At 59.3% G+C, this 25,155-nt stretch carries 21 protein-coding genes; 11 read left to right on the top strand and 10 right to left on the bottom strand.

The window, feature by feature from the left end:
* Positions 1-4: 4 nt before the first annotated feature.
* From nirB to AAIG26_RS13305, 5 genes are all read left to right on the top strand, one after another.
* The gene (nirB, locus tag AAIG26_RS13325; protein WP_343180694.1) at positions 5-2,917 is read left to right on the top strand and encodes a nitrite reductase large subunit NirB; all 2,913 of its coding nucleotides are present in this window, start codon (positions 5-7) and stop codon (positions 2,915-2,917) included.
* Between the two features lie 17 nt (positions 2,918-2,934).
* Entirely contained in the window at positions 2,935-6,678 is a 3,744-nt protein-coding gene (locus tag AAIG26_RS13320) for a bifunctional nitrate reductase/sulfite reductase flavoprotein subunit alpha (RefSeq protein WP_343180691.1), read from the top strand.
* 91 nt (positions 6,679-6,769) lie between these two features.
* Positions 6,770-7,510, top strand: coding sequence for a response regulator (locus AAIG26_RS13315; protein ID WP_343180689.1), 741 nt, complete (start codon positions 6,770-6,772; stop codon positions 7,508-7,510).
* Positions 7,507-8,808: an ATP-binding protein gene (locus AAIG26_RS13310; protein WP_343180687.1), complete on the top strand. Its 1,302-nt coding sequence runs from the start codon at positions 7,507-7,509 to the stop codon at positions 8,806-8,808. The genes AAIG26_RS13315 and AAIG26_RS13310 overlap by 4 nt, the downstream gene beginning before the upstream one ends.
* Positions 8,809-8,937: 129 nt before the next feature.
* Positions 8,938-10,125, top strand: coding sequence for a cytochrome c biogenesis protein DipZ (locus tag AAIG26_RS13305; RefSeq protein ID WP_343180686.1), 1,188 nt, complete (start codon positions 8,938-8,940; stop codon positions 10,123-10,125).
* A gap of 42 nt (positions 10,126-10,167) precedes the next feature.
* Here the strand turns inward: AAIG26_RS13305 and AAIG26_RS13300 are convergent, their stop codons facing one another.
* The 4 genes from AAIG26_RS13300 to AAIG26_RS13285 form a co-directional block, all read right to left on the bottom strand.
* On the bottom strand, positions 10,168-11,211 hold the full coding sequence (locus AAIG26_RS13300; protein ID WP_045511055.1) for an alpha/beta hydrolase: 1,044 nt from the start codon (positions 11,209-11,211) through the stop codon (positions 10,168-10,170).
* 87 nt (positions 11,212-11,298) lie between these two features.
* Positions 11,299-11,820, bottom strand: a complete 522-nt coding sequence (locus tag AAIG26_RS13295) for a surface-adhesin E family protein (RefSeq protein ID WP_020454978.1) — start codon at positions 11,818-11,820, stop codon at positions 11,299-11,301.
* Positions 11,817-12,425: a hypothetical protein gene (locus AAIG26_RS13290; protein WP_045511052.1), complete on the bottom strand. Its 609-nt coding sequence runs from the start codon at positions 12,423-12,425 to the stop codon at positions 11,817-11,819. Before AAIG26_RS13290 ends, AAIG26_RS13295 begins: the two co-directional genes overlap by 4 nt.
* Before the next feature lie 30 nt (positions 12,426-12,455).
* On the bottom strand, positions 12,456-12,956 hold the full coding sequence (locus tag AAIG26_RS13285) for a hypothetical protein (RefSeq protein WP_343182136.1): 501 nt from the start codon (positions 12,954-12,956) through the stop codon (positions 12,456-12,458).
* 142 nt (positions 12,957-13,098) lie between these two features.
* Here AAIG26_RS13285 and AAIG26_RS13280 point away from each other — a divergent pair, with 142 nt between their 5' ends.
* Positions 13,099-13,440 carry a nitrous oxide-stimulated promoter family protein gene (locus AAIG26_RS13280; RefSeq protein WP_044489469.1) on the top strand — a complete coding sequence of 114 codons (342 nt, stop codon included), beginning with the start codon at positions 13,099-13,101 and terminating at the stop codon, positions 13,438-13,440.
* A gap of 131 nt (positions 13,441-13,571) precedes the next feature.
* On the opposite strand, the gene flhA is transcribed toward AAIG26_RS13280, so the two are convergent.
* The 6 genes from flhA to hypA are packed head-to-tail and all read right to left on the bottom strand — an operon-like array spanning position 13,572 to position 19,315.
* Positions 13,572-15,644, bottom strand: coding sequence for a formate hydrogenlyase transcriptional activator FlhA (gene flhA / locus AAIG26_RS13275; protein WP_044489467.1), 2,073 nt, complete (start codon positions 15,642-15,644; stop codon positions 13,572-13,574).
* Between the two features lie 56 nt (positions 15,645-15,700).
* The gene (gene hypE, locus AAIG26_RS13270) at positions 15,701-16,711 is read right to left on the bottom strand and encodes a hydrogenase expression/formation protein HypE (RefSeq protein WP_160268883.1); all 1,011 of its coding nucleotides are present in this window, start codon (positions 16,709-16,711) and stop codon (positions 15,701-15,703) included.
* The gene (hypD, locus tag AAIG26_RS13265) at positions 16,708-17,829 is read right to left on the bottom strand and encodes a hydrogenase formation protein HypD (RefSeq protein WP_343180678.1); all 1,122 of its coding nucleotides are present in this window, start codon (positions 17,827-17,829) and stop codon (positions 16,708-16,710) included. Before hypD ends, hypE begins: the two co-directional genes overlap by 4 nt.
* On the bottom strand, positions 17,829-18,101 hold the full coding sequence (locus tag AAIG26_RS13260) for a HypC/HybG/HupF family hydrogenase formation chaperone (protein WP_020454971.1): 273 nt from the start codon (positions 18,099-18,101) through the stop codon (positions 17,829-17,831). The genes hypD and AAIG26_RS13260 overlap by 1 nt, the downstream gene beginning before the upstream one ends.
* Positions 18,092-18,964, bottom strand: coding sequence for a hydrogenase nickel incorporation protein HypB (hypB, locus tag AAIG26_RS13255; protein WP_343180676.1), 873 nt, complete (start codon positions 18,962-18,964; stop codon positions 18,092-18,094). The genes AAIG26_RS13260 and hypB overlap by 10 nt, the downstream gene beginning before the upstream one ends.
* Positions 18,965-18,967: 3 nt before the next feature.
* A complete protein-coding gene (gene hypA, locus AAIG26_RS13250; RefSeq protein ID WP_045511032.1) occupies positions 18,968-19,315 on the bottom strand; it encodes a hydrogenase maturation nickel metallochaperone HypA in 348 nt (115 codons plus the stop codon).
* A 200-nt stretch (positions 19,316-19,515) separates the two neighbouring features.
* On the opposite strand from hypA, the gene hycA reads away from it, so the two are divergent.
* The 5 genes from hycA to hycE all read left to right on the top strand — a co-directional run bounded on the left by hycA (position 19,516) and on the right by hycE (position 25,154).
* Positions 19,516-19,983, top strand: a complete 468-nt coding sequence (hycA, locus tag AAIG26_RS13245) for a formate hydrogenlyase regulator HycA (protein ID WP_020454968.1) — start codon at positions 19,516-19,518, stop codon at positions 19,981-19,983.
* Between the two features lie 97 nt (positions 19,984-20,080).
* Positions 20,081-20,689 (top strand): 4Fe-4S dicluster domain-containing protein, encoded by a 609-nt coding sequence (locus AAIG26_RS13240; protein ID WP_343180674.1) that lies wholly within the window; start codon positions 20,081-20,083, stop codon positions 20,687-20,689.
* Positions 20,686-22,500 carry a formate hydrogenlyase subunit 3 gene (gene hycC / locus AAIG26_RS13235; RefSeq protein ID WP_343180673.1) on the top strand — a complete coding sequence of 605 codons (1,815 nt, stop codon included), beginning with the start codon at positions 20,686-20,688 and terminating at the stop codon, positions 22,498-22,500. Before AAIG26_RS13240 ends, hycC begins: the two co-directional genes overlap by 4 nt.
* A gap of 2 nt (positions 22,501-22,502) precedes the next feature.
* Positions 22,503-23,429 carry a respiratory chain complex I subunit 1 family protein gene (locus AAIG26_RS13230; RefSeq protein WP_045511026.1) on the top strand — a complete coding sequence of 309 codons (927 nt, stop codon included), beginning with the start codon at positions 22,503-22,505 and terminating at the stop codon, positions 23,427-23,429.
* Between the two features lie 12 nt (positions 23,430-23,441).
* Entirely contained in the window at positions 23,442-25,154 is a 1,713-nt protein-coding gene (hycE, locus tag AAIG26_RS13225; RefSeq protein ID WP_020454964.1) for a formate hydrogenlyase subunit HycE, read from the top strand.
* The last annotated feature ends 1 nt before the right edge of the window (position 25,155 follow it).

Here is a 25,155-nt window from a genome sequence, read left to right as displayed (position 1 = left end):
GGTTATGAAAAAGCCCGTTTTAGCGGTGATCGGCCACGGCATGGTGAGCCACTACTTTCTGCAACAGCTCGTGGAGCGCGGACTGCACCTGCATTACGACATCGTGGTGTTTGGCGAAGAGCGGTTGCCCGCTTATGACCGCGTGCATCTTTCGGAATATTTTGCCGGGCGCAGCGCGCAGTCGTTGTCGCTGGTAAGCGAGGGGTTCTTTGCCGACAACGGCATCACGCTGCACTGTGCGAGCAAAATTGTCGCTATCGACAGCCAGCAACGCTGCGTGCGCGATGCGCAGGGTGTGGAAACCCATTACGACACGCTGGTGCTCGCCACCGGTTCGTATGCTTTTGTGCCGCCGATCAGCGGCAATACGCGCCCTGGCTGCCTGGTATACCGCACGCTCGACGATCTGGACGCCATCGCCGCGCAGGCGAAGAACGCGAAACGCGGCGTGGTGATTGGCGGCGGTTTGCTGGGGCTTGAGGCCGCCAACGCCCTGCGTCAGTTAGGGCTGGAAACCCACGTTGTTGAATTTGCGCCACGCCTGATGGCGGTACAGCTCGACGAGGGCGGCGCCATGATGCTGCAACGCAAAATCGAAGCGCTTGGCGTGCAGGTTCACACCCGCAAAGAGACGCGGGAAATCATCGACGGCGAGCAGGCGCGCCACCGCCTCTGCTTTGCCGACGGCAGTTTTCTGGAAACCGATCTGCTGCTGTTCTCGGCGGGCATCCGCCCGCGCGATGAGCTGGCGGAAAGCGCAGGGCTGCAAAAAGGGCCGCGCGGCGGCATTGTTATCAACGATCACTGCCTGACTTCCGATGAAGCGATTTACGCTATCGGCGAGTGCGCGTTGTGGAACGGGCAGATTTTTGGTCTTGTCGCACCGGGCTACCAGATGGCGCGCAGCGTGGCGGACAAGCTTGCCGCGCGCGACACACCGTTTACCGGCGCGGATATGAGCACCAAACTGAAATTGCTGGGCGTCGAGGTGGCCTCTATTGGCGATGCGCACGGCAAAACCGCCGGCAGCCAGAGTTACCAGTGGACCGATGGCCCGCGCGAAATCTACAAGAAAATTGTTGTCTCCGCCGATGGCAAACGGCTGCTCGGCGCGGTGCTGATTGGCGATAGCGCCGATTACAGCCTGCTGCTGCAAATGCTGCTTAACGACATGCCTCTGCCCGCGCAGCCGCAAACGCTGATCCTGCCTGCGCTTTCCGGCGATGCGCCAAAAGGACTGGGCGTGGCGGCGCTCGCCGCCAGCGCGCAAATCTGCTCCTGCCATAACGTCAGCAAAGGCGATATCGCCGCCGCCGTGGCGGGCGGTTGCAGCGAACTGGGAGCACTGAAAAGCTGCACCAAAGCGGGCACCGGCTGCGGCGGCTGCGTGCCGCTGCTGAAACAGGTGATGGAGCACGAGCTGCAACAGCTCGGCGTGGAGGTGAAAAAAGATATCTGCGAGCACTTTGCCTGGTCGCGTCAGGAGCTGTATCACCTGATCCGCCTGCACGATATCCGCACTTTCGACGCGCTGATTGCGCAGTTCGGCCAGGGGCACGGCTGCGAAGTGTGCAAACCGCTGGTCGGCTCCATGCTCGCTTCGTGCTGGAACGACTACCTGCTTAAACCGCAGCATCTGCCATTGCAGGATACCAACGACCGTTTTTTTGCCAACATTCAAAAAGATGGCACCTACTCGGTGGTGCCGCGCATCCCGGCGGGCGAAATCACTCCACAGGGGCTTATCGCCATCGGCGAAGTGGCGCAGCGCTACAATCTCTACACCAAAATCACCGGCGGGCAGCGGGTGGATCTCTTTGGCGCGCGGCTTGAGCAGTTGCCCGCGATTTGGGAGGAACTTATCGCCGCCGGGTTTGAAACCGGCCACGCTTACGGCAAATCCCTGCGCACGGTGAAATCCTGCGTCGGTTCCACCTGGTGCCGCTACGGCGTGCAGGATTCCACCGGCATGGCGATCGCGCTGGAGAACCGTTACAAGGGGCTGCGCTCGCCGCACAAAATCAAAATGGCGGTCTCCGGCTGTACCCGTGAATGCGCGGAAGCGCAGGGCAAAGACATTGGCGTAATTGCCACCGACAAAGGCTGGAACCTGTATGTTTGCGGCAACGGGGGTATGAAGCCGCGCCACGCCGATCTGTTTGCCAGCGATCTCGACAGCGAAGCGCTGATCCGCACCATCGACCGGGTGTTGATGTTCTACATCCGCACCGCCGACCGGCTACAGCGCACCAGCACCTGGCTGGACAACATGGAAGGCGGTCTGGACTACCTCAAACAGGTGGTACTGGAAGACAGTCTCAATATTGGCGCTGAACTGGAGCGCGAAATGCAGCAGGTGGTCGACAGCTACCAGTGCGAGTGGAAAACCACCCTCGATAACCCGCAAAACCGTCTGCTGTTCCGGGGCTTCCTCAATAGCGATCAACCGGATGAAGCGGTGGTGATGGTGCCGGAGCGCGGGCAGATCCGCCCGGCAACGGCACAGGAAAAACCGCCTATGCAGAACCAGCCGCACACGGGGGATGGCGAGTGGCAGCAGATTGCCGCGCTGGCTGATATTCCGGCGAACGCCGGCATGGCCGCGCGTCTTGGCCAGCAGCAGATTGCCCTGTTTCACCTGCCTGATTGCGAGGAGCAAGTATTCGCGCTCGAAAACCATGAACCTGGCAGCCAGGCGAATGTGCTGGCGCGCGGGCTGGTGGGCGACGCAAGCGGTGAGCCGATGGTTATCTCCCCGCTGTATAAAAAGCGTTTTCGCCTGCGCGACGGGCAGAGCCTGGACGATGCCGGGCTGCGTCTGCGCGTCTGGCCGGTGAAAATCCTGCACGGGCAAATCTGGGTGCAGCACGCGCCCGCCGCGCAGAACACCTTGTCGGCAGTTGCCGAAGCGTCTTAAACAGATCCGGGGGCGAAATGGAGCAGATCAAAAGCGTATGCCCCTACTGCGGGGTGGGCTGCGGGCTGGTGATGCAGGTGGAAAACCAGCGCATCATCAGTGTGGTGGGCGATAAATCCCACCCGACCAACCAGGGGCGGTTGTGCACCAAAGGTAAAAGCTGTGCCGGGGCGATAACGGCGACTGGCCGGCTGGATAGCGCGTATCTCCGCACATCGCGTCAGCATGAGCCGGTGCGAACGGCAATCGATGACGCCATCCGTGAAACCGCCCGGCGGCTGCGTGGCATTATCGATAAGCACGGCCCGGATGCGCTGGCGCTGTATGTTTCCGGCCAGATGTCTTTAGAAGCGCAATACCTGGCGAACAAGCTGGCGAAAGGGTTTATTGGCACCAACAACATCGAGTCCAACTCGCGCTTGTGCATGGCCAGCGCCGCCAGCGGTTATAAGCTCTCGCTCGGTGCGGATGGGCCACCTGGCTCTTATGATGATTTCGAGCGCGCCGATCTGTTCCTGGTGATTGGCGCCAATATGGCCGACTGCCACCCAATCCTGTTTCTGCGCATGATGGAGCGCGTCAATGCCGGGGCGAAACTGATTGTCGTTGATCCTCGCCGCACTGCCACGGCAGAGAAAGCCTCGCTCTTTTTGCAGATCAAACCCGGCACCGATCTCGCGTTGCTGAACGGTTTGCTGGCACTGTTGGTGCAAAACGACCAACTGGATAACGATTTTATCGCCCGGCACACCGAAGGCTGGCAGGCGATGCCGGATTTTCTGCTGGACTATACGCCGCAGCAGGTGGCCGAGCGCACCGGGTTGCGTGAAGCCGACATTCGCCAGGCGGCGCAGTGGATTGGCGAGGCGGGGGAATGGATGAGCTGCTGGACGATGGGGCTAAACCAGAGCACACACGGCACCTGGAGCACCAACGCGCTGTGTAATTTACACCTGGCGACCGGCGCGATTTGCCGTCCTGGCAGCGGGCCGTTTTCGCTTACCGGCCAGCCGAACGCGATGGGCGGGCGGGAAATGGGCTATATGGGCGGCGGCTTGCCGGGTCAGCGATCGGTGCTGGTGGATGAAGATCGCGCGTTCGTCGAACAGCTATGGCAACGTCCTGCCGGCACGCTGCGTGGCGAGGTGGGCGGCGGTACGGTCGCGCTGTTTGACGCGATGAGCGCAGGCGAGATCAAAGCCTGCTGGATAATTTGCACCAACCCGGTCGCCACTGTGCCAAACCGCGAAAAAGTGATCGCCGGGCTGGAACGCGCCGAGCTGGTGATTGCGCAGGATGCGTTTCTGGATACCGAAACCAACCGCTACGCCGATATCCTGTTGCCGGGTGCATTGTGGGCGGAGGCCGAAGGAGTGATGGTCAACTCCGAACGCACCATGACGCTGATGCAGCAGGCGGTATCTCCGCCGGGCGATGCGCTTGCCGACTGGCAAATTATCGCCAGTGTGGCGTGTGAAATGGGTTACGCGGAGGGCTTTCGTTACGCCAGCGCCGCCGCGGTGTTTGATGAAATCCGCGCCGCTCACAACCCGGCAACCGGCTACGACATTCGCGGCGCGAGCTATGCGCGGCTGCGCCAGACGCCGTTGCAATGGCCCTGCGCGCCGGATGATGATCAAACGCGCCACCCCATTCGCTATTTGCAGGATAACGGGCGCGTGCGTTTTGCTACCGCCAGCGGCAAGGGGCAATTTTTTGCCCGCCCGGATCTCGCGCCTGCTGAAATGCCGGATGACGACTACCCGCTGGTGCTCAACACCGGGCGCGTGCAGCACCAGTGGCACACGCTGACCAAGACCGGCAAAATCCCGCTGCTTAATACGCTCAACCCCGGACCGTTTATTGAAATCTCCCCCACAGACGCACAACGGCTGGCGATAAACGAGGGGGACTGGGTGGATATCCGCTCGCGGCGCGGTATGGCGCGGCTGCCTGCGGTGGTGACTGACCGTGTGCGACCCGGCAACAGCTTTGCGCCCTTTCACTGGAACGATCTGTTTGGCGACAAGCTGGCAATTAACGCCCTGACCAGCGATGCGCTGGATCCGGTTTCGCTGCAACCCGAGCTGAAACACTGCGCCATCGCGCTGGTGCGCAGCCAACAGCAACCCGCGCCCGCCGCTGCACCCGCAACGGATGAAGACAGCGGGTTAGTGCTGGTGCTGTGGGCTTCCACCACCGGCAATGCGCAGGTGTTTGCCCGCCGCTGCGCCGAACAACTGCTGCATGCCGGGCTGGCGGTAAAACTGCGCGCCATGGATAGCGTCAGTGTGAACGATATGGCCGCCGCGCCGCGCGTGTTACTGCTCGCCAGCACCTTTGGCGATGGCGATCCGCCCGCTAATGGCGCGGCGTTATGGGCGGCGTTGAGCGCCGAAAACGCGCCTGTGCTGAGCAGGACGGCGTTTTCGGTGCTGGCGTTTGGCGATGCCAGTTACGCGCAGTTTTGCGGTTTTGGCCGCAAGCTCGATGCCCGGCTGGCCGCCCTTGGCGCACAGCGGCTGCTGGCGTGCCAGGCGTGCGATGCGGGCGATATTGACGCGGCGCAGCAGTGGCTGGCGGCGATCCACACTGACATTCTGCGGCTCGGCGCGCCGCCGCAAAGCACGGCGCAACCCACGGCAAAACCTGGGTTCAGCCGCCACGATCCCGTTAGCGTGCCACTGGTCACGAATCAACTGCTGAGCGCGCCGGGGGCGGAAAAAGAGATCCGCCAGTTCGCGTTTGATCTGCAGGGTAGCAGTTTGCACTACGAAGCGGGCGACGCGCTCGGTGTCTGGCCGCGCAACTGCCCGCAGCGGGTCGCCGACATCCTCGACCTGCTGGCGCTGGATGGGCAAAGCAGGGTGCAGGTTAGCGGCGTGGGCGAGATGACGCTGCAGGCGGCGCTCTGTGACTGTTTTGACATCACGCGCATCACCCCGGAGGTGCTGCGCCTGGTGGCTGACCATGCGCAAAACGAAACGCTGCATAGCCTGCTCTCCAGTGAAAACAGTACCGAACTTACGCAGTGGCTGTGGGGGCGGCAGATTATCGACCTGTTGCAGTGTTTCCCGGTACATCTGGCGGCTGAACAGTGGCTTTCGGCGCTGCGTCGCTTGCAACCACGGCTCTATTCCATCTCCTCCAGCCCGAAAGTTTCCCCGCAGCGCGTTGAACTGACTGTCTCCACCGTGCGTTATGGCGACAGCAAGCAACGCGGCGGCGTCTGTTCGACCTTTCTGGCGGATCGCGCAGAGCGCGTGGCGATCTTTATTCAGCCCTCGCCGCATTTTCGCCTGCCAGCCGATCCAAACACGGCGGTGATTATGGTCGGCGCAGGCACCGGCATTGCGCCGTTTCGCGGTTTCCTGCAGGAACGCCAGGCTACGGGAGCGAGAGGCGATAACTGGCTGTTCTTTGGCGAGCAGCATGCGGCCACGGATTTTTATTACCGTGAGGAGCTGGAGGCCTGGCAGCGCGACGGCGTGTTGTCGCGCTTCACCACCGCGTTTTCCCGCGATCAGGCGCAGAAAATCTACGTTCAGCACCGCATGCTGGAGCAGGGCGAAGCGCTGTGGTGCTGGTTAGCCGCCGGGGCGTACTTTTATGTTTGCGGCGATGCGAGCCAGATGGCGAAAGATGTCGAAAACACTTTAAAGCAGGTGGCACAAACCTTTGGCGGCATGAGCGCTGACGCGGCGGACGCCTGGCTGGAGACCCTGGCGCGGGAAAATCGCTATCAGCGCGATGTCTATTAAGCGTTGTACAGTGTGATACAAAGCCAACGCCCGGGTCGCGCGTAACCAGGATACACTCATTTTACCGTTACCCGCCGCCAGGGCTTTTTGGATGGAACATATTGACCACATTTTGGTTGTTGATGATGACCGGGAAATTCGCACGCTGCTTGCTGATTACCTGACCCGCTCCGGCCTGCGCGCAAGCGTTGCCGCAAATGGCAAACAGATGCGGCAGTTACTCGAAACCACGCCGGTGGATTTGATTGTGCTGGATATCATGATGCCAGGTACGGACGGGCTGACGCTGTGCCGTGAGTTGCGCAGCAGCGCGCATAAAAACGTGCCGGTGCTGATGCTCACCGCGCGCAGCGAAGAGACCGATCGCATTGTCGGTCTGGAGATGGGCGCGGATGACTACCTGGTAAAACCCTTTGTTGCCCGCGAACTGCTGGCGCGTATCAAAGCCATTTTGCGCCGCACGCGCATGTTGCCGCCGAACCTGCAAATCACCGAAGCGGGACGTTGCCTGGCGTTTGGCGACTGGCAGCTTGACACCTCGGCGCGTCATCTGATGGATGCGCAGGGGACCGTGGTGGCGCTGAGCGGCGCGGAGTATCGCCTGATGCGCGTGTTTCTCGATCACCCACAGCGCGTACTCAACCGCGACCAGCTTCTGAACCTTACGCAGGGGCGCGACGCGGAGCTTTTCGAACGCTCCATTGATCTGCTGGTAAGCCGCCTGCGCCAGCGCCTGAACGACGACGCGCGTGAACCGGCTTACATCAAAACCGTGCGCAGCGAGGGCTACGTTTTCTCAATGCCGGTGGTTATCACAGAGGCGCGGGAATGAGGCTGTGGCCGCGCTCGCTGCTGTCACGTTTAGTGGTGATTGTGCTGGTGGGATTGCTGCTGGCGAACGCGTTAACCCTTAGCCTGCTGCTGTATGAACGCATCACCACCGCGCGTTCGGTAATGCTGGGCAATCTTGAATACGATGTGGCGACCAGCGTGGCGATCCTCGACCGTTTACCCGCCAGCGAGCGCCCTGCATGGCTGGCGCGTATCGATCGCGGTAACTATCGCTACTTGCTGAGCGCAGGTGAAGGCGGGCGCTACCCCACCAGCTGGCGTTCGAAAGATACCGCACGCTCGCTTGAACAGGCGCTGGGCAGCCAATATGCCCTGAAAATCAATGCCGTCCCAGGCCCGCAGGAACATTTGCAGGCGCATTTGCGCCTGCATGATGGCGCGCCGCTGACCATTGATATCACCCCGCGTCCAACGCCTATCGCCCGTTGGCTGCCTGCGGTGCTGGCCGCACAACTGCTGCTGTTGCTTATCTGCTGCTGGCTGGCAGTACGCCTGGCGGTGAAGCCGCTGACCCGCTTTACCCGTGCGCTTGATGCGCTCACCCCATCGCCCGAACCCCCGCCGGTGATGATCGAAAACGGCCCAACGGAGGTGCAGCACGCGGTGCGCGCTTTTAACGCCATGCAGGCGCGTATTGCTCATCACCTGAGTTCGCGCGCGCAGATCCTCGCCGCGATTTCGCACGACCTGCAAACGCCGATCACCCGGATGCGGTTGCGCAGCGAAATGGCGGCCGACGAAGCGCTGCGCGACAAACTGCTGGCGGATCTGGATGAGATGTCCCGGCTGGTTCGTGAAGGGATCGCTTATGCCCGCACGCAGGATGCGCCGCCGCTCGCACCGCAGCGGCTGGCGCTGCACCCGTTTATCGACAGCCTGGTGTGTGACTATGTCGACGTTGGCAAGCGGGTAACGCTGTTGCGCTGCCCGCCGGATCTCACGCTGCACATTGATGTGCAGGCGCTGCGGCGCATATTAACCAATCTGCTGGATAACGCGCTGAAATTCGCCGGCAAAGCAGACATCGATATTGTACTTACGCCAGATGCGCCGCTCGCGATCCATGTGCTTGATAACGGCCCCGGCATTCCTGAAGAGGCGCTGGCAGCGGTGCTGGAGCCTTTCTACCGGCTGGAAACCTCGCGTAATCGCGGCACCGGTGGCACCGGTCTGGGGCTGGCGATTGCCCGGCAACTGGTGTCGCAACTCGGTGGGCAACTGCACCTGAGCAACCGCCCGCAGGGCGGGCTGGATGCCTGCGTGCTATTGCCGCACTAAGTTTGTATCTCTGCGTATCTGCTCTCCGGCCTGCGACACCGGCTGACAAAACCCGCCATCACCGACACTGCCGCGATACACCGCGGCGGTGTAATGCGCCTGTTTCCTCAACGAATCAAGGAGCTTGTTATGGTGATCATTGCTTTTTTAGGCGGCTGCTTGACGCTGCTCAGCCCCTGTACGCTGCCGGTTATTCCGCTACTGTTCGCAAGTTTTGGCCGCGATAAACGTCATCTTGCCGCACTGCTGGCGGGAATGGTGGCGATGTTTACGCTGGTGGCACTGCTGGCAGGCGCCACGCAGCAGTGGATAATCCAGGCCAACGCCTGGGGGCGCTGGCTGGCACTCGGTCTGCTGGCGGTGATGGCGCTGGCGCTGATTTCGCCGCGCATTGCCAGCACGGTGATGCATTTTGCTGTGCGCGCCGGTGAACGGCTCGATAATCGCAGCCGCCGTACGGGCGGTGTTCTTTCGGCGCTGCTGGCGGGGTTATCCGTCGGGCTACTGTGGGCGCCGTGCGCCGGGCCGATCCTGGGCGCGGTTCTGAGTACCGCCATGCTTAACGGCGCAAGCGGGCAGACGGCGCTGGTGCTGGCGGCTTACGGCAGCGGCGCGGCGGCGATGCTGGCGCTGCTCTGGCTGTGTGGCGATCGGCTTTTTTCCCGCCTGCGCGCCAGTCTGCCCTTCAGCGAGCGGCTGCGTCAGGGGGCGGGCGTCGCCATGCTGGGCGCGGTAGTGCTGATTGGCAGCGGGGCGACGTCTGCGTTGCAGGGGGCGGGTACGTGGACAACGCGGCTGGAACAACAACTCCTGAGCTGGCGGACATCGCCGCAACCTGCCGTCACGCTGCAGCCGGTCAGCGAGCCGCTGGTGCGCAATAGCATGCCGTCACTGGAAGGGGCAGTGAACTGGCTTAACTCCGCGCCGCTCACTGCGCAGGCGCTGAAGGGCAAAGTGGTGCTGGTGGATTTCTGGACGTTCGACTGTATTAACTGCCAGCACACGCTACCGTATGTCAACGCGTGGGCGGAAAAATACCGTGACCAGGGGCTGGTGGTGATTGGTGTTCACACCCCGGAATACCCGTTCGAGAAGAACATTCAGTCGCTGCAAAACGTGGTACGCAAAGAGAATATCCGCTTCCCGGTGGCGGTGGACAATAACTACGCCATCTGGAATGCGTTTGGGAACCAGTACTGGCCTGCGCATTACTACTTTGATGCCAAAGGGCAACTGCGGCAGATGTACTTTGGGGAAGGGGAGTATCAACAGCAGGAGCAACTTATTCAGAAACTGCTGGCCGAAGCCCATTCATGAGGGAAAAGCGCCTTCGCTGAATCAGCCGAAGGCGCGTGCTGTTTAATGCCGTGCAATATCGATAAGCGCCTGCGCAAAAAACGCGGGCGCTTCTTGCGGCAGGTTATGACCAATGCCGCCGGTGGCGGTACGGTGCTGGTAGCGGCCGCTGAATTTGGCGGCGTAGCTGGCAGGGTCCGGATGCGGCGCGCCGTTTGCGTCGCCCTCAAGCGTAATGGTCGGCACCGTAATTACCGGTGCCTTTGCCAGTTGCTGCTCCAGCGCGTCGAAACGGCGCTCGCCGCTGACAATTCCCAACCGCCAGCGATAGTTATGCAGCGTAATGGCGACATGATCGGCGTTGTGCAATGCCTGCGCCGAGCGGGCAAACTCCGCTTCGCTAAAGCGCCATTGTGGCGAGGCGGTTCGCCAGATAAGTTTCGCAAACTCATCAGTGTGCTCGCGATAGCCTGCTTCGCCGCGCTCGGTCGCAAAGTAAAATTGATACCACCAGGCGAGTTCCGCCGCGGGCGGCAGCGGTTTTTTGTTCGCCTGCTGGCTGCCAATCAGATATCCGCTTACCGAGACCAGCCCTTTGCAGCGCTGCGGCCACAGTGCGGCAAGGATATTGGCGGTACGCGCGCCCCAGTCAAAACCGCCGATCACCGCCTGTTTAATGTCGAGCGCGTCGAGAAAGGCAATCGCATCGACGGCGAGCGCCGCCTGCTGGCCGTTGCGCGGCGTGTCGGCAGATAAAAATGTGGTGCTGCCATAGCCACGCAGCCACGGCACCAGCACGCGAAACCCGGCACGGGTAAGGCGCGGGATCACATCGGCAAAGCTGTAGATGTCATACGGCCAGCCGTGCAGTAGCAGCATCGGTTCGCCGTTTTCCGGCCCGGTGTCGATATACCCGATATTCAGCACGCCTGCGTCAATCTGCTTAATGGGCGGTAGCGGCGTCAGGTTGCGCGGTGTGGTGGTGAGGGCGGCGGGCGGTGCGCTGGCCTGGGCGGGAAGGGCGCTGAGCCCCAGTTCCAGTGCGGCCAGGCTTGCGGCGGTGGCCTGTAGCAGCAGGCGGCGTTGCGGATTTTCAATCGATGACATAAGTCACTCCTGCAAAAAAGTGGGCGATGGCGTCCTGCGCCATCCACCCGCTATTGCAAGGGATCACTGTATCCCGATTGTGTGCGGCTACGCGCCGTTCTGTATCAGCGTGTATAACAGCGGTGTTTGCGTATCGCGTGCAGGCTCTGCGGCCAGGCGATCTTCCGGGAGCTTACACAGCAAGCCTGCCGTCAGGCCGATCAAGGATGTTGGCGGGTAATCCTGCCACTGTCCTGGCGTGTTCATGCGGGCGATTTTGTCGCCAGTGGCAAAATGTTCTGAAAAGTAGATCTTATGCACATGGGTGAACTGGTGCGTATCACAGTTCACGACCAGGCTTTGGCGTTCGCTGCGGATCATCATCAGCGGATTCTTTTTCACCGGCATGCCTTTGGTGTAGTTATGAATCACGTCAATACGACGCAAATAGGGATTGCCGTCGTAAAGGGAAATGGTACGAAAATCCAGATAGCTGACGCCGCTACTGAGTGTCACGAACTTAACGACCCGCTTGGGCGGGGTTTCCTCTTGCGTAACGCTGGCACCCGGATGGCTGGTGCAGCCGGACATCAGCAGTAGTGCTGAGCCAAGAAACAGGGATTTTTTCATTTTTGCTCTCCTTGCAGATCCGGGCGCACCGCCAGTAACTCGTCCTTGCTGACCTTGCCCTGAATCGAGCAGCGCAAAAAGGTTTTGCCTTCACTCACTTCCAGCATTGCGAGTTTTTCCACGCTATCCGCGGCCGGAGCAATACCGCTGACGGCGGTTTTGTTGACCCGCCATGTGGTCTCACCGGCGCGTTTGATCAGCGGATTGGCGTAATACCCGTCCGTGACTTTCTGCCAGTGAATGTCAGGCAACGCAGCTATCACCGCAGACATGGGCTCTTCGATCACCCATCCCCAGAAGTAATAATCACCCAATTTGCCCAGTGACTCCTGCGACCTGTCAAAGCCAGAAATAGTGAGCTGATTGATGCGCAGAGGCTTGCTAAACCAGACGGTATCGGAGCCGTCTTTCGGCGCGGCAAACCAGGCGTGATGCTGCTTATCTGTGACCACTGGCGCGGTGTGCGCCAGTGTGGCTCGCTGTTTGTAGAGTTCACTGAAAAAGCTGCTGTCGCAACGCAGTAAACTTTCGGTCAGCGTTTGCGCCTTTGCGCTGCCGGTTATTGCCAGCGTGAGTAGCGCCAGCGGCATAATTAACTGTTTCATCGGTGTCCTTACGTTTTAATTTCGTGTTTTTTACGGCTTTATTTCTTCGTATTCCGCAGAGGCCGGGTTGTATTTCAGCCGGGCGACATAAATGACGCAGGTATCAGTGCCATAGTCATAATGCACTTCATACAACGCCCCTTTTTTCGGCGTGAAGTGAATATCTACGCTGCACCCTTTGTAAGCCTCATGGTGAATGGTTGTCGGCAAATCGGGCAGCAGCGTGGTTTCAAAAAAAGCGTCACTGTATTTTTTGTTCTTCAACTTTGGAAAACCCATATCCTGGGTTGGACCATAAGCCTTATTAATAAAGCGATCGTGTTTTTGTACCCAGCCGCCAAATTTCTGCCCGCTGGTATCCGTTTGATAAATGGCGTAGGTCATCGTTGCGCCGATTAAGCGAATTTTCGCGACATCATCCGTCATTAATGGCGGGTAATAAAAAGGCTGTTCCGGGAAAAACGGGTTATTTTTACTGATACATCCCGCCAATAAAAATAACGAAACAATAACAATTAATTTACGCACCATTCCCCCGGCGATGATCATTTCCACGTTGATAAACGGGTATCGGCACCTGAGGTCTGACCTTTACATAAAAACGCGGCGGGCGTGGTTTTTTGCGATTCTATTAAGTTGTATTATTTATGCATCTTAATTATTGGTGACGTGTATGGCTGGCCCCCGGATCCTGCGAGAAAAACTGACTATCCGCAAAATGATTGCCCTTTATCAGCGCGCCTGCCCGGATGCGGTAAGCAGCGCGGCGCACTACGCGGATTTGTACGCTTATGCGGAAAAGCGGCTGGATAAATGCGTGTTCGGCGAAGAGAAACCGGCCTGCAAGCAGTGCCCGGTGCACTGTTACCAGCCTGCGAAACGCGAAGAGATGAAACAGATTATGCGCTGGGCGGGGCCGCGTATGCTGTGGCGTCACCCGGTGCTGACGGTGCGCCATTTGCTTGATGATAAACGCCCGGTGCCGGAGCTGCCGGAGAAGTACCGGCGCAAATAGCGGGTAAAGGTAAAAAAGCAGGATGCGTATTCGGTGAAGGTGGGTTACGCGTTTGCCGGATTAGCGGTTTTACGGCGCTGTTGACGCGCAATGAAACGCCCGACGCGCGAAAACGCCCGTCGGGTCTGCGGCTATAACGCCTCTTTATCAATACCTAATCGTTTCATTCTGGAGAGCAGCGTCGTGCGTTTGAGTCCCAGACGCTGCGCCGCGCCTTTTGGCCCGGCCACCACGCCGTTGGTTTCCCGCAGTACGCGCACGATCAGCTGATACTCATCTTCCCCTTCGCGCGCCACTTCGGCGGGCGTTTCAGGCGCGACGGACGGCACGGCGATTTCCGCCATCGACAGTTGCAGCACGTTGCCGCGCGTGAGCAGCACTGCACGCTCGATCACGTTCTCCAGTTCACGCACATTCCCCGGCCACTCCATCGCACTCAGCACGCGCAAGGTTTCCGCCGGGATGCTGTCGATATTGCGCCCCATTTTGCGCGCGATTTTAAAGGTGAAAGCTTTTACCAGCAGCGGAATGTCTTCCGGGCGCTCGCGCAGCGGCGGCAGGTGGATCGGGAAGACATTCAGGCGGTAATAGAGATCGCTGCGAAATTCCCGGTCGGCGACCATCTGTTTAAGATCGCGGTTGGTGGCGGCGATCAGCCGCACATCGGTCTGGATCAGCTTGTTGCTGCCGAGGCGCTCAAACTCCTGCTCCTGCAACACGCGCAGCAGCTTGGGTTGTAGCTCAAGCGGCATATCACCCACTTCGTCAAGAAACAGCGAGCTTTTATCCGCCAGCTCAAAACGCCCGATGCGCTGGGCGCTGGCGCCGGTAAACGCGCCGCGCTCGTGGCCAAACAGATCGCTTTCCAGCAGCCCGGCCGGCATGGCCGCGCAGTTCATCTTCACCATCCGGCGGCTGTTGCGATCGCTCAGGTTATGGATGGCGCGCGCGATAAGCTCTTTCCCGGTGCCGGTTTCGCCAAGGATCAGCACCGTGCTGTTGCTCTGCGCCACCATCTCAACCTGCTTGAGCACGCGGAACATGGCATCGCTACGCCCGATGATCTCGCCAAATTCGCTGTCGACATTATTGAGTTGTTCGGTCAAGGCGAGGTTTTCATCCACCAGCCGCTCTTTCAGACGGTGGATCTCCTGGTAGGCCAGCGCGTTATCCACGGCAATGGCGATACGCTCGGCAATCTGGCGCAGCAGCTTCAGGTTCGCCGGGGTAAACACCTCTTTCTGGCACTGCGCCAGTTTCAGCACGCCCAGCAGATTTTTGCCGGACATCAGCGGCAGCAGGCACAGGGTCTGAATTTTATTGCCCCAGGTTTCAAACAGCATCCGCTCGTAAGGGGCGAGTTTGTCACGCTCATGCAGATTAATCAGCAGCATCTCTTTGCTGCTAAATACCCGCTCGGTCAGTGTTCCCTGTTCGTCGACTTCCTGCGTTTCATGGGCGGGGTCGGCTTCATCCAGATAATGCGTCGAGTAGATGGTCAGTTTGCCCTTGCGGCTGCCGCGCAGCACCAGGCTAATGGCGTCAATGCCGAAGTAGTAGTGGATCTCTTTTGCCACTTCACTGACCAACTCATCCATATGCAGCCGGGAGAGCACCGCGTTGGTGATGGCCACCAGAATGCGAAAATCGTCGCGCTCCTGGCACAGAAGCTCGTAGTCCGGCGTGGGGTGCTCGCGGCTTTGCAACTGCTCGGCAACGACAGCAACGATCTGCGTCAGCGTATGCAGGCGCTCGGTCTCTTTGTCGCTCCATGGCCTGTCGCTGGTACGAAAAAATTCGCAGCCGCCAAAAATCTGCCCTTCGGCGGCGAGTGGCAGCAAGCTGTAATGCGCGAATGCCGGATAGATCCGGCTTTCGGCAACGGCGGGCCAGGTCTCGCTAAAGAGTTGCGCGGTGCAGCGCAGCGCCTGCGGGTGAGAGAGAATATGCCGCACCGGGCCGCCCGCCAGCAGCGCCTGGTCGTTATATCTGGCGCAGTTGTCGGGTGTTTGCACGGCGTAACGGCTGGCGAGATGGCTGTCGGCATGCCACAGCACAATCGCGGCGTTGTCGGCGAGACCCGCCTGGCGGGTTAACCGGGTTAACGTTTCACAAAGCGCGGCCATATCGGGCTGCTGTAATAACATCCGCGTTATATCAAACAATCCTTGTTGCCCGAGATCACTCATCGGTGTATACGACATTTTGCTTTTCCAGGAACACACGCAGAAGGTGTGAAAAAATTAATAAAAATAAAAGGTTAACAAATCCGTGGCAAGGGTTCGGCATGGGGCAAATCCAGCAGGCGCTTCACTCCATAAAGGCCTGTCAGACGTACACCTTTGCGTTCGACCACTTCACCAATTATTGCGGCGTCGCGCCCTAAAGGGTGAGCGCGTAATTGTGCCAGCGCCTGCTCTGCGGCTTCGCGCTGTACGGCAATCACCAGTTTGCCTTCGTTGGCAAAATTTAATGCATCCAGCCCCAGCAGTTCGCAAACCCCGCGCACCGCCGGTTTTACCGGTAAGTCTCGTTCCTTTAACTCAATGCCGTAACCGCAGGCGGCAGCAAACTCATGTACCACGGCGTTAACGCCGCCGCGCGTGGCGTCGCGCAGCGCTTTTACGCCGGGAAGCTCGCGCAGTTGGCTAATCAACGGCGTCAGCACCGCGCAATCGCTGGTCAGCTCGCCATCCAGCCCTAAGCCTTCGCGCAGGTTAAGGATGGTTGCGCCGTGATCGCCCAGTGTGCCGCTTGCCAGCAGCACATCGCCGGGTTGCAGGGAGTTTGCCGCCCAGTGAACCGACGCCGGGATAGCGCCAATGCCGGCGGTATTGATAAATACCTTATCGGCTGCGCCGCGCTGCACCACTTTGGTATCGCCGGTAACAATGGCGATACCGGCGTTGCGGGCGGTGTCGGCCATGCTCTCTACAAGGGTTTTCAGCGTTGCTATTGGCAACCCCTCTTCAAGGATAAAACCGCAGGAGAGGAAGCGCGGTGTTGCGCCGCTAACGGCAATGTCATTTGCCGTGCCGCATACCGCCAGCTTGCCGATATTGCCGCCGGGAAAGAACAGCGGATCGATAACGTAGCTGTCGGTGGAAAACGCCAGCCGATCGCCGCCTGCTGTAAGCTCTGCCAGATTGATACGCGCCTGATCTTCCTGCTCTGCAAGCCAGGGGTTATCGAACGCCTCCATAAAAAGCTGGCTGATAAGCTGTTGCATCGCCTGGCCGCCGCTGCCGTGCGCCATCTGCACTTCATTCATGCTTCACACTCCTGAGCACGATATTGATACCAGGCCGCGCAGGCACCTTCCGATGAAACCATCAGCGCGCCGAACGCGCTTTGCGGGTTACAGGTGTTACCGAACAACGGGCACTGGTGCGGTTTGCAGCGGCCGGTCAGCACGTCACCGCAGCGGGCGCGCGGATCGTCATACACTTGCTGTACCGCCGGGCGAAAATGCGCTTCGGCGTCAAAGCGCTGATATGCAGGCGTCAGATGCACGCCGGATTCGCCAATCATGCCCAGGCCACGCCATTCACTGTTGCCGCGTACGGTAAACACCTCGGCGATGGCGGCCTGCGCCAGCCGGTTACCTTCGTCCGGCACCACGCGGCGATACTGGTTTTCCACCTTACTGTGGGCGGCAATTTTTTGCTCAACCAGCATCACCACGCCCTGCAACAGATCGAGCGGTTCAAAACCGGCGACCACCAGCGGGCGCTGATAAGTATCGGCGATGAAAGTATAGGCGTCGGTGCCAATCACCATACTGACATGACCCGGCGCGAGAAACGCGTCGATGCCATTGTCCGGCTGCTCCAGCAGGCTGCGCAACGTTGGAATCAGCGTGATGTGCTGGCAGAAAAACCAGAAGTTATCGAGGTTACGGGCTTTTGCCTGCTGCAACGTGATGGCGGTGGCAGGCATGGTGGTTTCAAACCCGAGGCCGAAAAACACCACCTTGTGCTGTGGATTTTTTTCCGCCAGCGCCAGCGCATCCATTGGTGAATAGACAATCCGCACATCCGCGCCGCGCGCTTTTGCCTGCAGCAGCGAGCCGTTTTTCCCCGGCACGCGAATGGCGTCGCCAAAGGTGCAGAAAATCACCTCCGGGTGTTGAGCGATCTCCACGCAGGTATCAATTCGCCCCATCGGCAACACGCAGACCGGGCAGCCGGGACCGTGAATAAACTCAATGTTTTCCGGCAGTAACTGGTCGAGACCGAACTTGAAAATAGCGTGTGTGTGCCCGCCGCACACTTCCATAATGCGCAGCGGACGCGCGGCGGTGTAAGAGAGGTGCGCTGCCCGTTCACGCAGGTGATCAATCAGTTGCATCACCTGTTCCGGGGCGCGATATTCATCGACAAAACGCATTATTTCTCCTCGCCGTAAAGCAGCGCGCCGACATCGGGTTCGACATCGAACATATTTTGCAGCGCCGCCAGCGTATCCAGCGCCTCTTCTTCGTTAATCACGCTCATCGCGAAGCCGACATGCACCAGTACCCACTGGCCGAGGCGTGACTGACCGTTTTCGTCGATGCTGCCGACCAGCGTTAAATCGACATCGCGCTGAATGCCGCTGACATCCACTTTGGCTTGCAGGCCATCAATGGCGCAAATTTGCCCCGGTACGCCTATACACATCGTTGCGTCTCCAGCCAGTCAAGCCAGGCGTCCATCCCGTCGCCTTTGGTGGCAGAAATCAGCATGATTTCAATGGTCGGGTTCACTTCACGGGCATAATCGATGCACTGCTCGACGTTAAAATCGAGGTAGGGCAGCAAATCCACTTTATTGAGCAGCATCAGTGAGGCGGCGGCGAACATATGCGGGTATTTCAGCGGCTTGTCTTCGCCTTCTGTCACCGACAGCACCGCCACTTTATGACGCTCGCCAAGATCGAAACCCGCCGGGCATACCAGGTTGCCGACGTTTTCGATAAACAGAATGCCGCGATTTTCCAGCGCCAGTCGCGGTGCGGCGTCGGCAATCATCTGCGCATCAAGATGGCAGCCCTTGCCGGTGTTAACCTGAATCGCCGGCGTGCCGGTCGCGCGAATGCGTGCGGCATCGTTAACGGTTTGCTGATCGCCTTCAATCACCGCGCAAGGGACGCGCGCTTTCAGGCGTTTAAGGGTTTCGGTAAGGAGGGTGGTTTTGCCGGAGCCGGGGCTGGAGACCAGGTTGAGCACCAGGTGTTGCGAAGCGGCGAAACGGGCGCGGTTGCGGGCGGCGATTTGGTTGTTTTTCTCCAGCACGTCGATTTCCACCTCCACCATCCGGCGCTGGCTCATGCCTGGCGCGTGGGTACCGGCTTCACCGTGACCATAATGCAAGTCCCCGTGTTCCAGTTGCGTGGGACGAAAATCGTCGGTTTTGATACCGGTGATTTTCAGCGCCGGGCGAGCGGCTGGGGAGAACGGTGCACCGCGAAACGCTGAGTGCGGGTTATGTTCGTCACCCTCGATATAAAGGTTACCGTCCTGACAACCACATGTTGTACACATTGTTTACTCCTCAATTTCCAGTCGCTGAATTTGCATGCCGTCATCGGCGACAATCTGCAACTGGTCGCTGTGGCACTGCGGGCAGCGGCGCACTCGCTGGGTAAGTAACGTCACATACTGTTGGCAGGACTCGCACCAGCATTCCGCCTGTTGTTGTTCGATGTGCAGTGTACAGCCTTCCGCCAGGCTGCCGCGGCAAACCAGATCAAAACAAAACGTTAAAGCTTCCGTTTCTACACAAGAAAATGCGCCGACTTTCAGCCACACGCCGGTGACCCGACGCGCGCCGTTTGCTGACGCCTGTTGTTCGATAATTTCCAGCGCACGCTGGCAGAGGGTGATTTCGTGCATAACGCCTCCTGATGACTTTGCGCCCTTAATGCAATAAGAGTGCCATTCCGCCTTTTGACACGGTGACGATGTCGACAATGTCGAGATGACACGTCGAAAGGGTGAACGTTTTGTTTTTATTTCTTTTTAAATCAATGAATTAAATTTTGGCATGGATGATGCTTTACCGCCGTTGTTTTTCATTAACCGGGTAAGCAGACATGACGATTTGGGAAATTAGCGAAAAGGCAGATTATATTGCCGGGCGGCATCACCGCCTGCAGGAAGAGTGGCGTAGCTACTGTAACGCGTTAGTTCAGGGCGTTACGCTCTCCAGAGCGCGGTTGCATCACGCTATCGGCTGTGCGCCGGAACAGCAACTCTGCTTTGTGCTGTTCGAACACTTCACGGTTTATATCACCCTGACCGGCGGCTTTAACGGTCACACCATTGAATATGCGATTGCCAATAAAGAGAGCGACGAGCGACGCGTGATTGCCAAAGCGCAGCTCTCCAGCGATGGCAAGGTCGATGGCGCGTTCAGCGTGCGCGATCGTGAAAAAGTGCTGGAGCATTATCTCGGCAAAATCGCCGCCGTTTACGACAACCTGTATGCCGCAATGGAAGCGGATACGCCGGTCAATCTCACCACGCTTGTCAGCCACGCGCACGCGCCTGCGCTGGCCTGAGTTTGGGTGTCGACATGTGTCGAAGTGACACATAGCGCGACACGTTTCGTCATAAATGACCGCCCGTAACCAGGGTGAATCACCTGAGGATTTGCTGGTGAACCGTTTTGTAATTGCCGATTCGGCGTTATGTATTGGATGCCATACCTGCGAGGCTGCCTGCGCCGAAACGCACCGTGCGCATGGCCTGCAGGCGATGCCGCGGCTGCGTGTGATGCGCAGCGAAAAAGAGTCCGCGCCGCAGCAGTGCCACCACTGTGAAGACGCGCCCTGTGCGGGCGTTTGTCCGGTGAACGCGATCAACCGCGTTGATGGCGCGGTGCAGTTAAATGAAAGCCTGTGCGTCAGCTGCAAGCTGTGCGCGATTGCGTGTCCTTTCGGCGCGATTGAGTTTTCCGGTAGCCGCCCGCTGGATATTCCCGCCAATGTTAACTCGCCCAAAGCGCCCTCTGCGCCGCCTGCGCCGGCGCGTGTCAGCACGTTGCTGGATTGGGTGCCCGGCGTGCGGGCAATTGCGGTGAAGTGCGATCTCTGCCACTTCGATGCCGAAGGCCCGGCCTGTGTGCGGATGTGCCCGACCAAAGCGCTGCATCTGGTCAATAACCGGGATATCGCCCGAGCCAGCCGTCGCAAACGCGAGCAAACCCTCAACACGGATTACGGCGATTTATCGCTGTATACGCAGCTAAACCGGAGCGCAAAATGACTATCCTCTCTTTGTTAAGCGCTGCTGTCGCAGTACTTACCTGCGCAGCCATGCTGGCCTATCTGTTTATGCCGTTCAAAGCGTTAAGCGGACTCTTTTCCGGGCTTGGCGGCGCTATCGGTTGTGCAATGGCGGCGGCCTGCGGCGTGATGGCATTAACAGACGCTGTCACCGTGAGCGGCACTCTGCCGTTGATTGAATATCACGTCCTGGTCACGCCGCTCAGCGCCGTATGGCTGATCACGCTCGGCGTTTGCGGCGGTTTTGTTAGCCTGTTTTCCATTGACTGGCATCGCCATGAAGCGGTGAAAGCCAACGGTCTGCTGATGAACTTACTGCTGGTCGCCGCGCTGTGCGCGGTGAGCGCGGCAAACTTCGGCGCGCTGGTGATCATGGCGGAAATTATGGCGTTGAGCGCGGTATTTCTGACCGGCTGTAGCAAATCCGGCAAGCTGTGGTTTGTCATGGGCCGCTGCGGTACGGTCCTGCTGGCGGTGGCCTGCTGGCTGCTGTGGCAGCGTTACCAGACGCTGGATTTTGCACTGCTCGGTACGCATGCGCTCGGCAGTGACATCTGGCTGCTCGGCGTGATCGGTTTTGGCCTGCTGGCCGGGATCATTCCGCTGCATGCCTGGGTGCCGCAGGCGCACGCCACCGCACCCGCACCGGCGGCGGCGCTGTTTTCCGCGGTGGTGATGAAAATCGGCTTGTTCGGCATTTTGAGCCTTTCGCTGCTCGGCGGCCAACCGCCGCTGTGGTGGGGCATTGCGCTGCTGGTATTTGGCATTATTACCGCCTTTATTGGCGGGCTGTATGCGCTGATGGAACACAATATCCAGCGCCTGCTGGCGTACCACACGCTGGAGAACATCGGCATTATTCTGCTCGGCCTGGGCGCTGGCGTGACCGGCCTTGCGCTGCAACAACCTGTGCTGCTGGCGCTGGGGCTGACCGGCGGCCTGTATCACCTTTTTAACCATAGCCTGTTTAAAAGCACGCTGTTCCTCGGCGCGGGCACGCTGTGGTTTGGCACCGGTTATCGCGATATCGAAAAACTCGGCGGTATCGGTAAAAAGATGCCGGTTATCTCGCTGGCAATGCTGGTCGGGCTGATGGCGATGGCGGCGCTGCCGCCGCTCAACGGTTTTGCCGGTGAGTGGGTGATTTATCAATCCTTCTTTGGTTTAAGCGCCAGTGGTCATTTCCTGCTGCAACTGCTGGGGCCGCTGCTGGCGGTTGGTCTGGCGATTACCGGCGCGCTGGCGGTGATGTGCATGGCGAAAGTCTATGGCGTCACTTTTCTTGGCGCGCCGCGTAGCGCTCAGGCGGAAAACCCGCGCTCCATTCCCTGGTTAATGACTGTTGTGGTCGCCGCGCTGGCCATTTGCTGCGTTATCGGCGGTGTTGCCGCGCCGTGGCTGATGCCGCGCCTGTTTGCCGCTGTACCGTTGCCGCTGCAAACGGCAAACACCGTGGTGTCGCAGCCGATGATCGCGCTGTTGCTGATTGCCACGCCGCTACTGCCGTTACTGCTGATGATGCTGTTTAAAAGCGATCGCCTGCCCGCCCGCCGCCGCGGTAGCGCCTGGGTGTGCGGTTACGATCATGAAGGATCAATGGTGATTACCGCGCATGGTTTCGCCATGCCGGTGAAAGCGGCTTTTGCCCCGGTGCTGAAACTGCGGAAATGGCTGGAGCCCCGGCTTCCTGTTCCCGGCTGGCACGGTGATAGCGCGCCGGTGCTGTTTCGTCGGCTGGCGCTGATTGAGCTGGCGGTGCTGGTGGTAGTGGTGATTTCACGAGGAGCCTGATAATGAGTTTTCTGTTTGCTTTACTACAGGCGCTGGTGTTGTTTGCCGCAGCGCCGCTGCTTTCCGGCATCAGCCGCGTGGCGCGTGCGCGTTTGCACAACCGGCGCGGGCCGGGCGTGCTGCAGGAATACCGCGATCTGCTGAAACTGCTGGGGCGGCAAAGTATTGCTCCGGCGGCGTCGGGCTGGGTATTTCGCCTGACGCCGTTTGTGATGGTGGGCGTCATGCTGACCGTCGCGACCGCGTTACCGGTGGTGACGGTTGCCTCACCGCTGCCGGAACTTGGCGATCTGATCACCCTGATTTACCTGTTCGCTATTGCCCGCTTTTTCTTTGCCATCGCCGGGCTTGATACCGGCAGCCCGTTTACCGGCCTTGGTGCGAGCCGCGAAGCGATGCTCGGCGTGCTGGTCGAGCCGATTTTGCTGCTTGGTCTGTGGGTGGCGGCGCTGGTCGCCGGTTCCACGCACATCAGCCACATCACCAATACCGTGTATCACTGGCCGCTCTCTCGCAGCATTCCTCTGTTCCTGGCGCTCTGCGCCTGCGCGTTCGCCACCTTTATCGAAATGGGCAAACTGCCGTTTGATCTCGCGGAAGCGGAGCAGGAGTTGCAGGAAGGGCCGCTGTCTGAGTACAGCGGCAGCGGTTTCGCGGTGCTGAAGTGGGGCATCAGCCTGAAACAACTGGTGGTGCTGCAACTATTTGTTGGCGTGTTTCTGCCCTGGGGGCAAATGACCACTTTTAGCGCCGCCGGTTTGCTGCTGGCGCTGGCGATCGCCGTGGTGAAACTGGTCGCTGGCGTGCTGATTATCGCCCTGTTTGAGAACAGCATGGCGCGTCTGCGTTTTGTTGCCACATCGCGCGTAACCTGGGCCGGTTTCGGCGTCGCCTTTTTAGCCTTCGTCTCCTTGCTGGCGACGTATTAAGAGAGTTTGAGCATGTCTGAAGAAAAAATCGGTCAACACTATCTTGCTGCCCTGCACGAGAAATTTCCCGGAGTGGTGCTGGATGAAGCGTGGCAGACCAAAGACCAGATAACGGTCACCGTCAAAGTGAACTACCTGCCGGAAGTCGTGGAGTACCTTTACTATCAGCAGGGCGGCTGGCTTTCGGTGTTGTTTGGCAATGACGAACGCAAGCTGAACGGCCATTTTGCCGTCTATTACGTGCTGTCGATGGAGCAGGGCGTGAAGTGCTGGATCACGGTGCGTGTGGAAGTGGACGCGCTGAAAGCGGAATACCCGTCGGTAACGCCGCGCGTGCCGGCAGCGGTGTGGGGCGAGCGCGAAGTGCGCGATATGTACGGCCTGATCCCGGTGGGTCTGCCGGATGAGCGCCGCCTGGTGCTGCCGGATGACTGGCCGGATGAACTCTACCCGCTGCGTAAAGACAGCATGGACTATCGTCAGCGTCCCGCGCCGACCACTGATGCGGAAACCTACGAGTTCATTAACGAGCTGGGCGATAAGAAAAACAATGTGGTGCCGATTGGCCCGCTGCATGTGACTTCCGACGAACCGGGCCATTTCCGCCTGTTTGTTGACGGCGAGAATATTGTCGATGCCGACTACCGCATGTTTTACGTCCATCGTGGCATGGAGAAGCTGGCGGAAACCCGCATGGGTTACAACGAAGTCACTTTTCTTTCCGATCGCGTCTGCGGTATCTGCGGCTTTGCCCACAGCACGGCCTATACCACTTCGGTTGAAAACGCGATGGGCATTGTCGTGCCGGAACGCGCGCAGATGATCCGCGCCATTTTGCTCGAAGTGGAACGCCTGCACTCGCACTTGCTCAACCTCGGGCTGGCCTGTCACTTTGTCGGCTTTGATTCCGGGTTTATGCAGTTTTTCCGCGTGCGCGAAGCCTCCATGAAAATGGCGGAAATCCTCACCGGGGCGCGTAAAACCTACGGTCTGAACCTGATTGGCGGTATCCGTCGCGACATGTTGAAAGAGGACATGATCCAGACTCGCCAGTTAGCGCAGCAGATGCGTCGCGATGTGACTGAACTGGTCGATGTGCTGATGAGTACGCCGAACATTGAACAGCGCACCGTCGGCATTGGCCGCCTTGACCCGCAAATCGCCCGCGATTTCAGTAACGTCGGCCCGATGGTGCGCGCCAGCGGACACGCCCGCGATACCCGCGCCGATCACCCGTTTGTCGGTTACGGCCTGCTGCCGATGACTGTGCACACCGAACAGGGCTGCGATGTAATTTCACGCCTGAAAGTACGCATCAATGAAGTGCTGACCGCGCTCAATATGATTGATTACGGTCTCGACAACCTGCCTGGCGGTCCGCTGATGGTGGAAGGCTTTACCTACATTCCGCACCGCTTCGCGCTCGGTTTCTCTGAAGCGCCGCGCGGGGATGACATCCACTGGAGCATGACCGGTGATAATCAGAAACTTTACCGCTGGCGCTGCCGTGCGGCGACATACGCCAACTGGCCGACGCTGCGCTATATGCTGCGCGGCAACACGGTTTCCGACGCCCCGCTGATCATTGGCAGCCTCGACCCCTGCTATTCATGCACCGACCGCATGACGGTGGTGGATGTGCGTAAGAAGAAAAGCAAGGTCGTGGCTTACAAAGAGCTGGAGCGTTACGGGGTTGAGCGTAAGAACTCGCCGTTGAAATCGTGAG

This window comes from Kosakonia sp. PSU_27 (assembly GCF_039409795.1).
In the GTDB taxonomy this organism is placed as follows: Bacteria; Pseudomonadota; Gammaproteobacteria; order Enterobacterales; family Enterobacteriaceae; genus Kosakonia.
This window is presented reverse-complemented; position numbering and strand designations above follow the sequence as displayed.

Bases quoted from the DNA above. Each gene is read 5' to 3' on its own strand.
- nirB (WP_343180694.1), top strand. From the start codon at position 5: ATGAAAAAGCCCGTTTTAGCGGTGATCGGCCACGGCATGGTGAGCCAC.
- AAIG26_RS13320 (WP_343180691.1), top strand. From the start codon at position 2,935: ATGGAGCAGATCAAAAGCGTATGCCCCTACTGCGGGGTGGGCTGCGGG.
- AAIG26_RS13315 (WP_343180689.1), top strand. From the start codon at position 6,770: ATGGAACATATTGACCACATTTTGGTTGTTGATGATGACCGGGAAATT.
- AAIG26_RS13310 (WP_343180687.1), top strand. From the start codon at position 7,507: ATGAGGCTGTGGCCGCGCTCGCTGCTGTCACGTTTAGTGGTGATTGTG.
- AAIG26_RS13305 (WP_343180686.1), top strand. From the start codon at position 8,938: ATGGTGATCATTGCTTTTTTAGGCGGCTGCTTGACGCTGCTCAGCCCC.
- AAIG26_RS13300 (WP_045511055.1), bottom strand. From the start codon at position 11,211: ATGTCATCGATTGAAAATCCGCAACGCCGCCTGCTGCTACAGGCCACC.
- AAIG26_RS13295 (WP_020454978.1), bottom strand. From the start codon at position 11,820: ATGAAAAAATCCCTGTTTCTTGGCTCAGCACTACTGCTGATGTCCGGC.
- AAIG26_RS13290 (WP_045511052.1), bottom strand. From the start codon at position 12,425: ATGAAACAGTTAATTATGCCGCTGGCGCTACTCACGCTGGCAATAACC.
- AAIG26_RS13285 (WP_343182136.1), bottom strand. From the start codon at position 12,956: ATGGTGCGTAAATTAATTGTTATTGTTTCGTTATTTTTATTGGCGGGA.
- AAIG26_RS13280 (WP_044489469.1), top strand. From the start codon at position 13,099: ATGGCTGGCCCCCGGATCCTGCGAGAAAAACTGACTATCCGCAAAATG.
- flhA (WP_044489467.1), bottom strand. From the start codon at position 15,644: ATGTCGTATACACCGATGAGTGATCTCGGGCAACAAGGATTGTTTGAT.
- hypE (WP_160268883.1), bottom strand. From the start codon at position 16,711: ATGAATGAAGTGCAGATGGCGCACGGCAGCGGCGGCCAGGCGATGCAA.
- hypD (WP_343180678.1), bottom strand. From the start codon at position 17,829: ATGCGTTTTGTCGATGAATATCGCGCCCCGGAACAGGTGATGCAACTG.
- AAIG26_RS13260 (WP_020454971.1), bottom strand. From the start codon at position 18,101: ATGTGTATAGGCGTACCGGGGCAAATTTGCGCCATTGATGGCCTGCAA.
- hypB (WP_343180676.1), bottom strand. From the start codon at position 18,964: ATGTGTACAACATGTGGTTGTCAGGACGGTAACCTTTATATCGAGGGT.
- hypA (WP_045511032.1), bottom strand. From the start codon at position 19,315: ATGCACGAAATCACCCTCTGCCAGCGTGCGCTGGAAATTATCGAACAA.
- hycA (WP_020454968.1), top strand. From the start codon at position 19,516: ATGACGATTTGGGAAATTAGCGAAAAGGCAGATTATATTGCCGGGCGG.
- hycC (WP_343180673.1), top strand. From the start codon at position 20,686: ATGACTATCCTCTCTTTGTTAAGCGCTGCTGTCGCAGTACTTACCTGC.
- AAIG26_RS13230 (WP_045511026.1), top strand. From the start codon at position 22,503: ATGAGTTTTCTGTTTGCTTTACTACAGGCGCTGGTGTTGTTTGCCGCA.
- hycE (WP_020454964.1), top strand. From the start codon at position 23,442: ATGTCTGAAGAAAAAATCGGTCAACACTATCTTGCTGCCCTGCACGAG.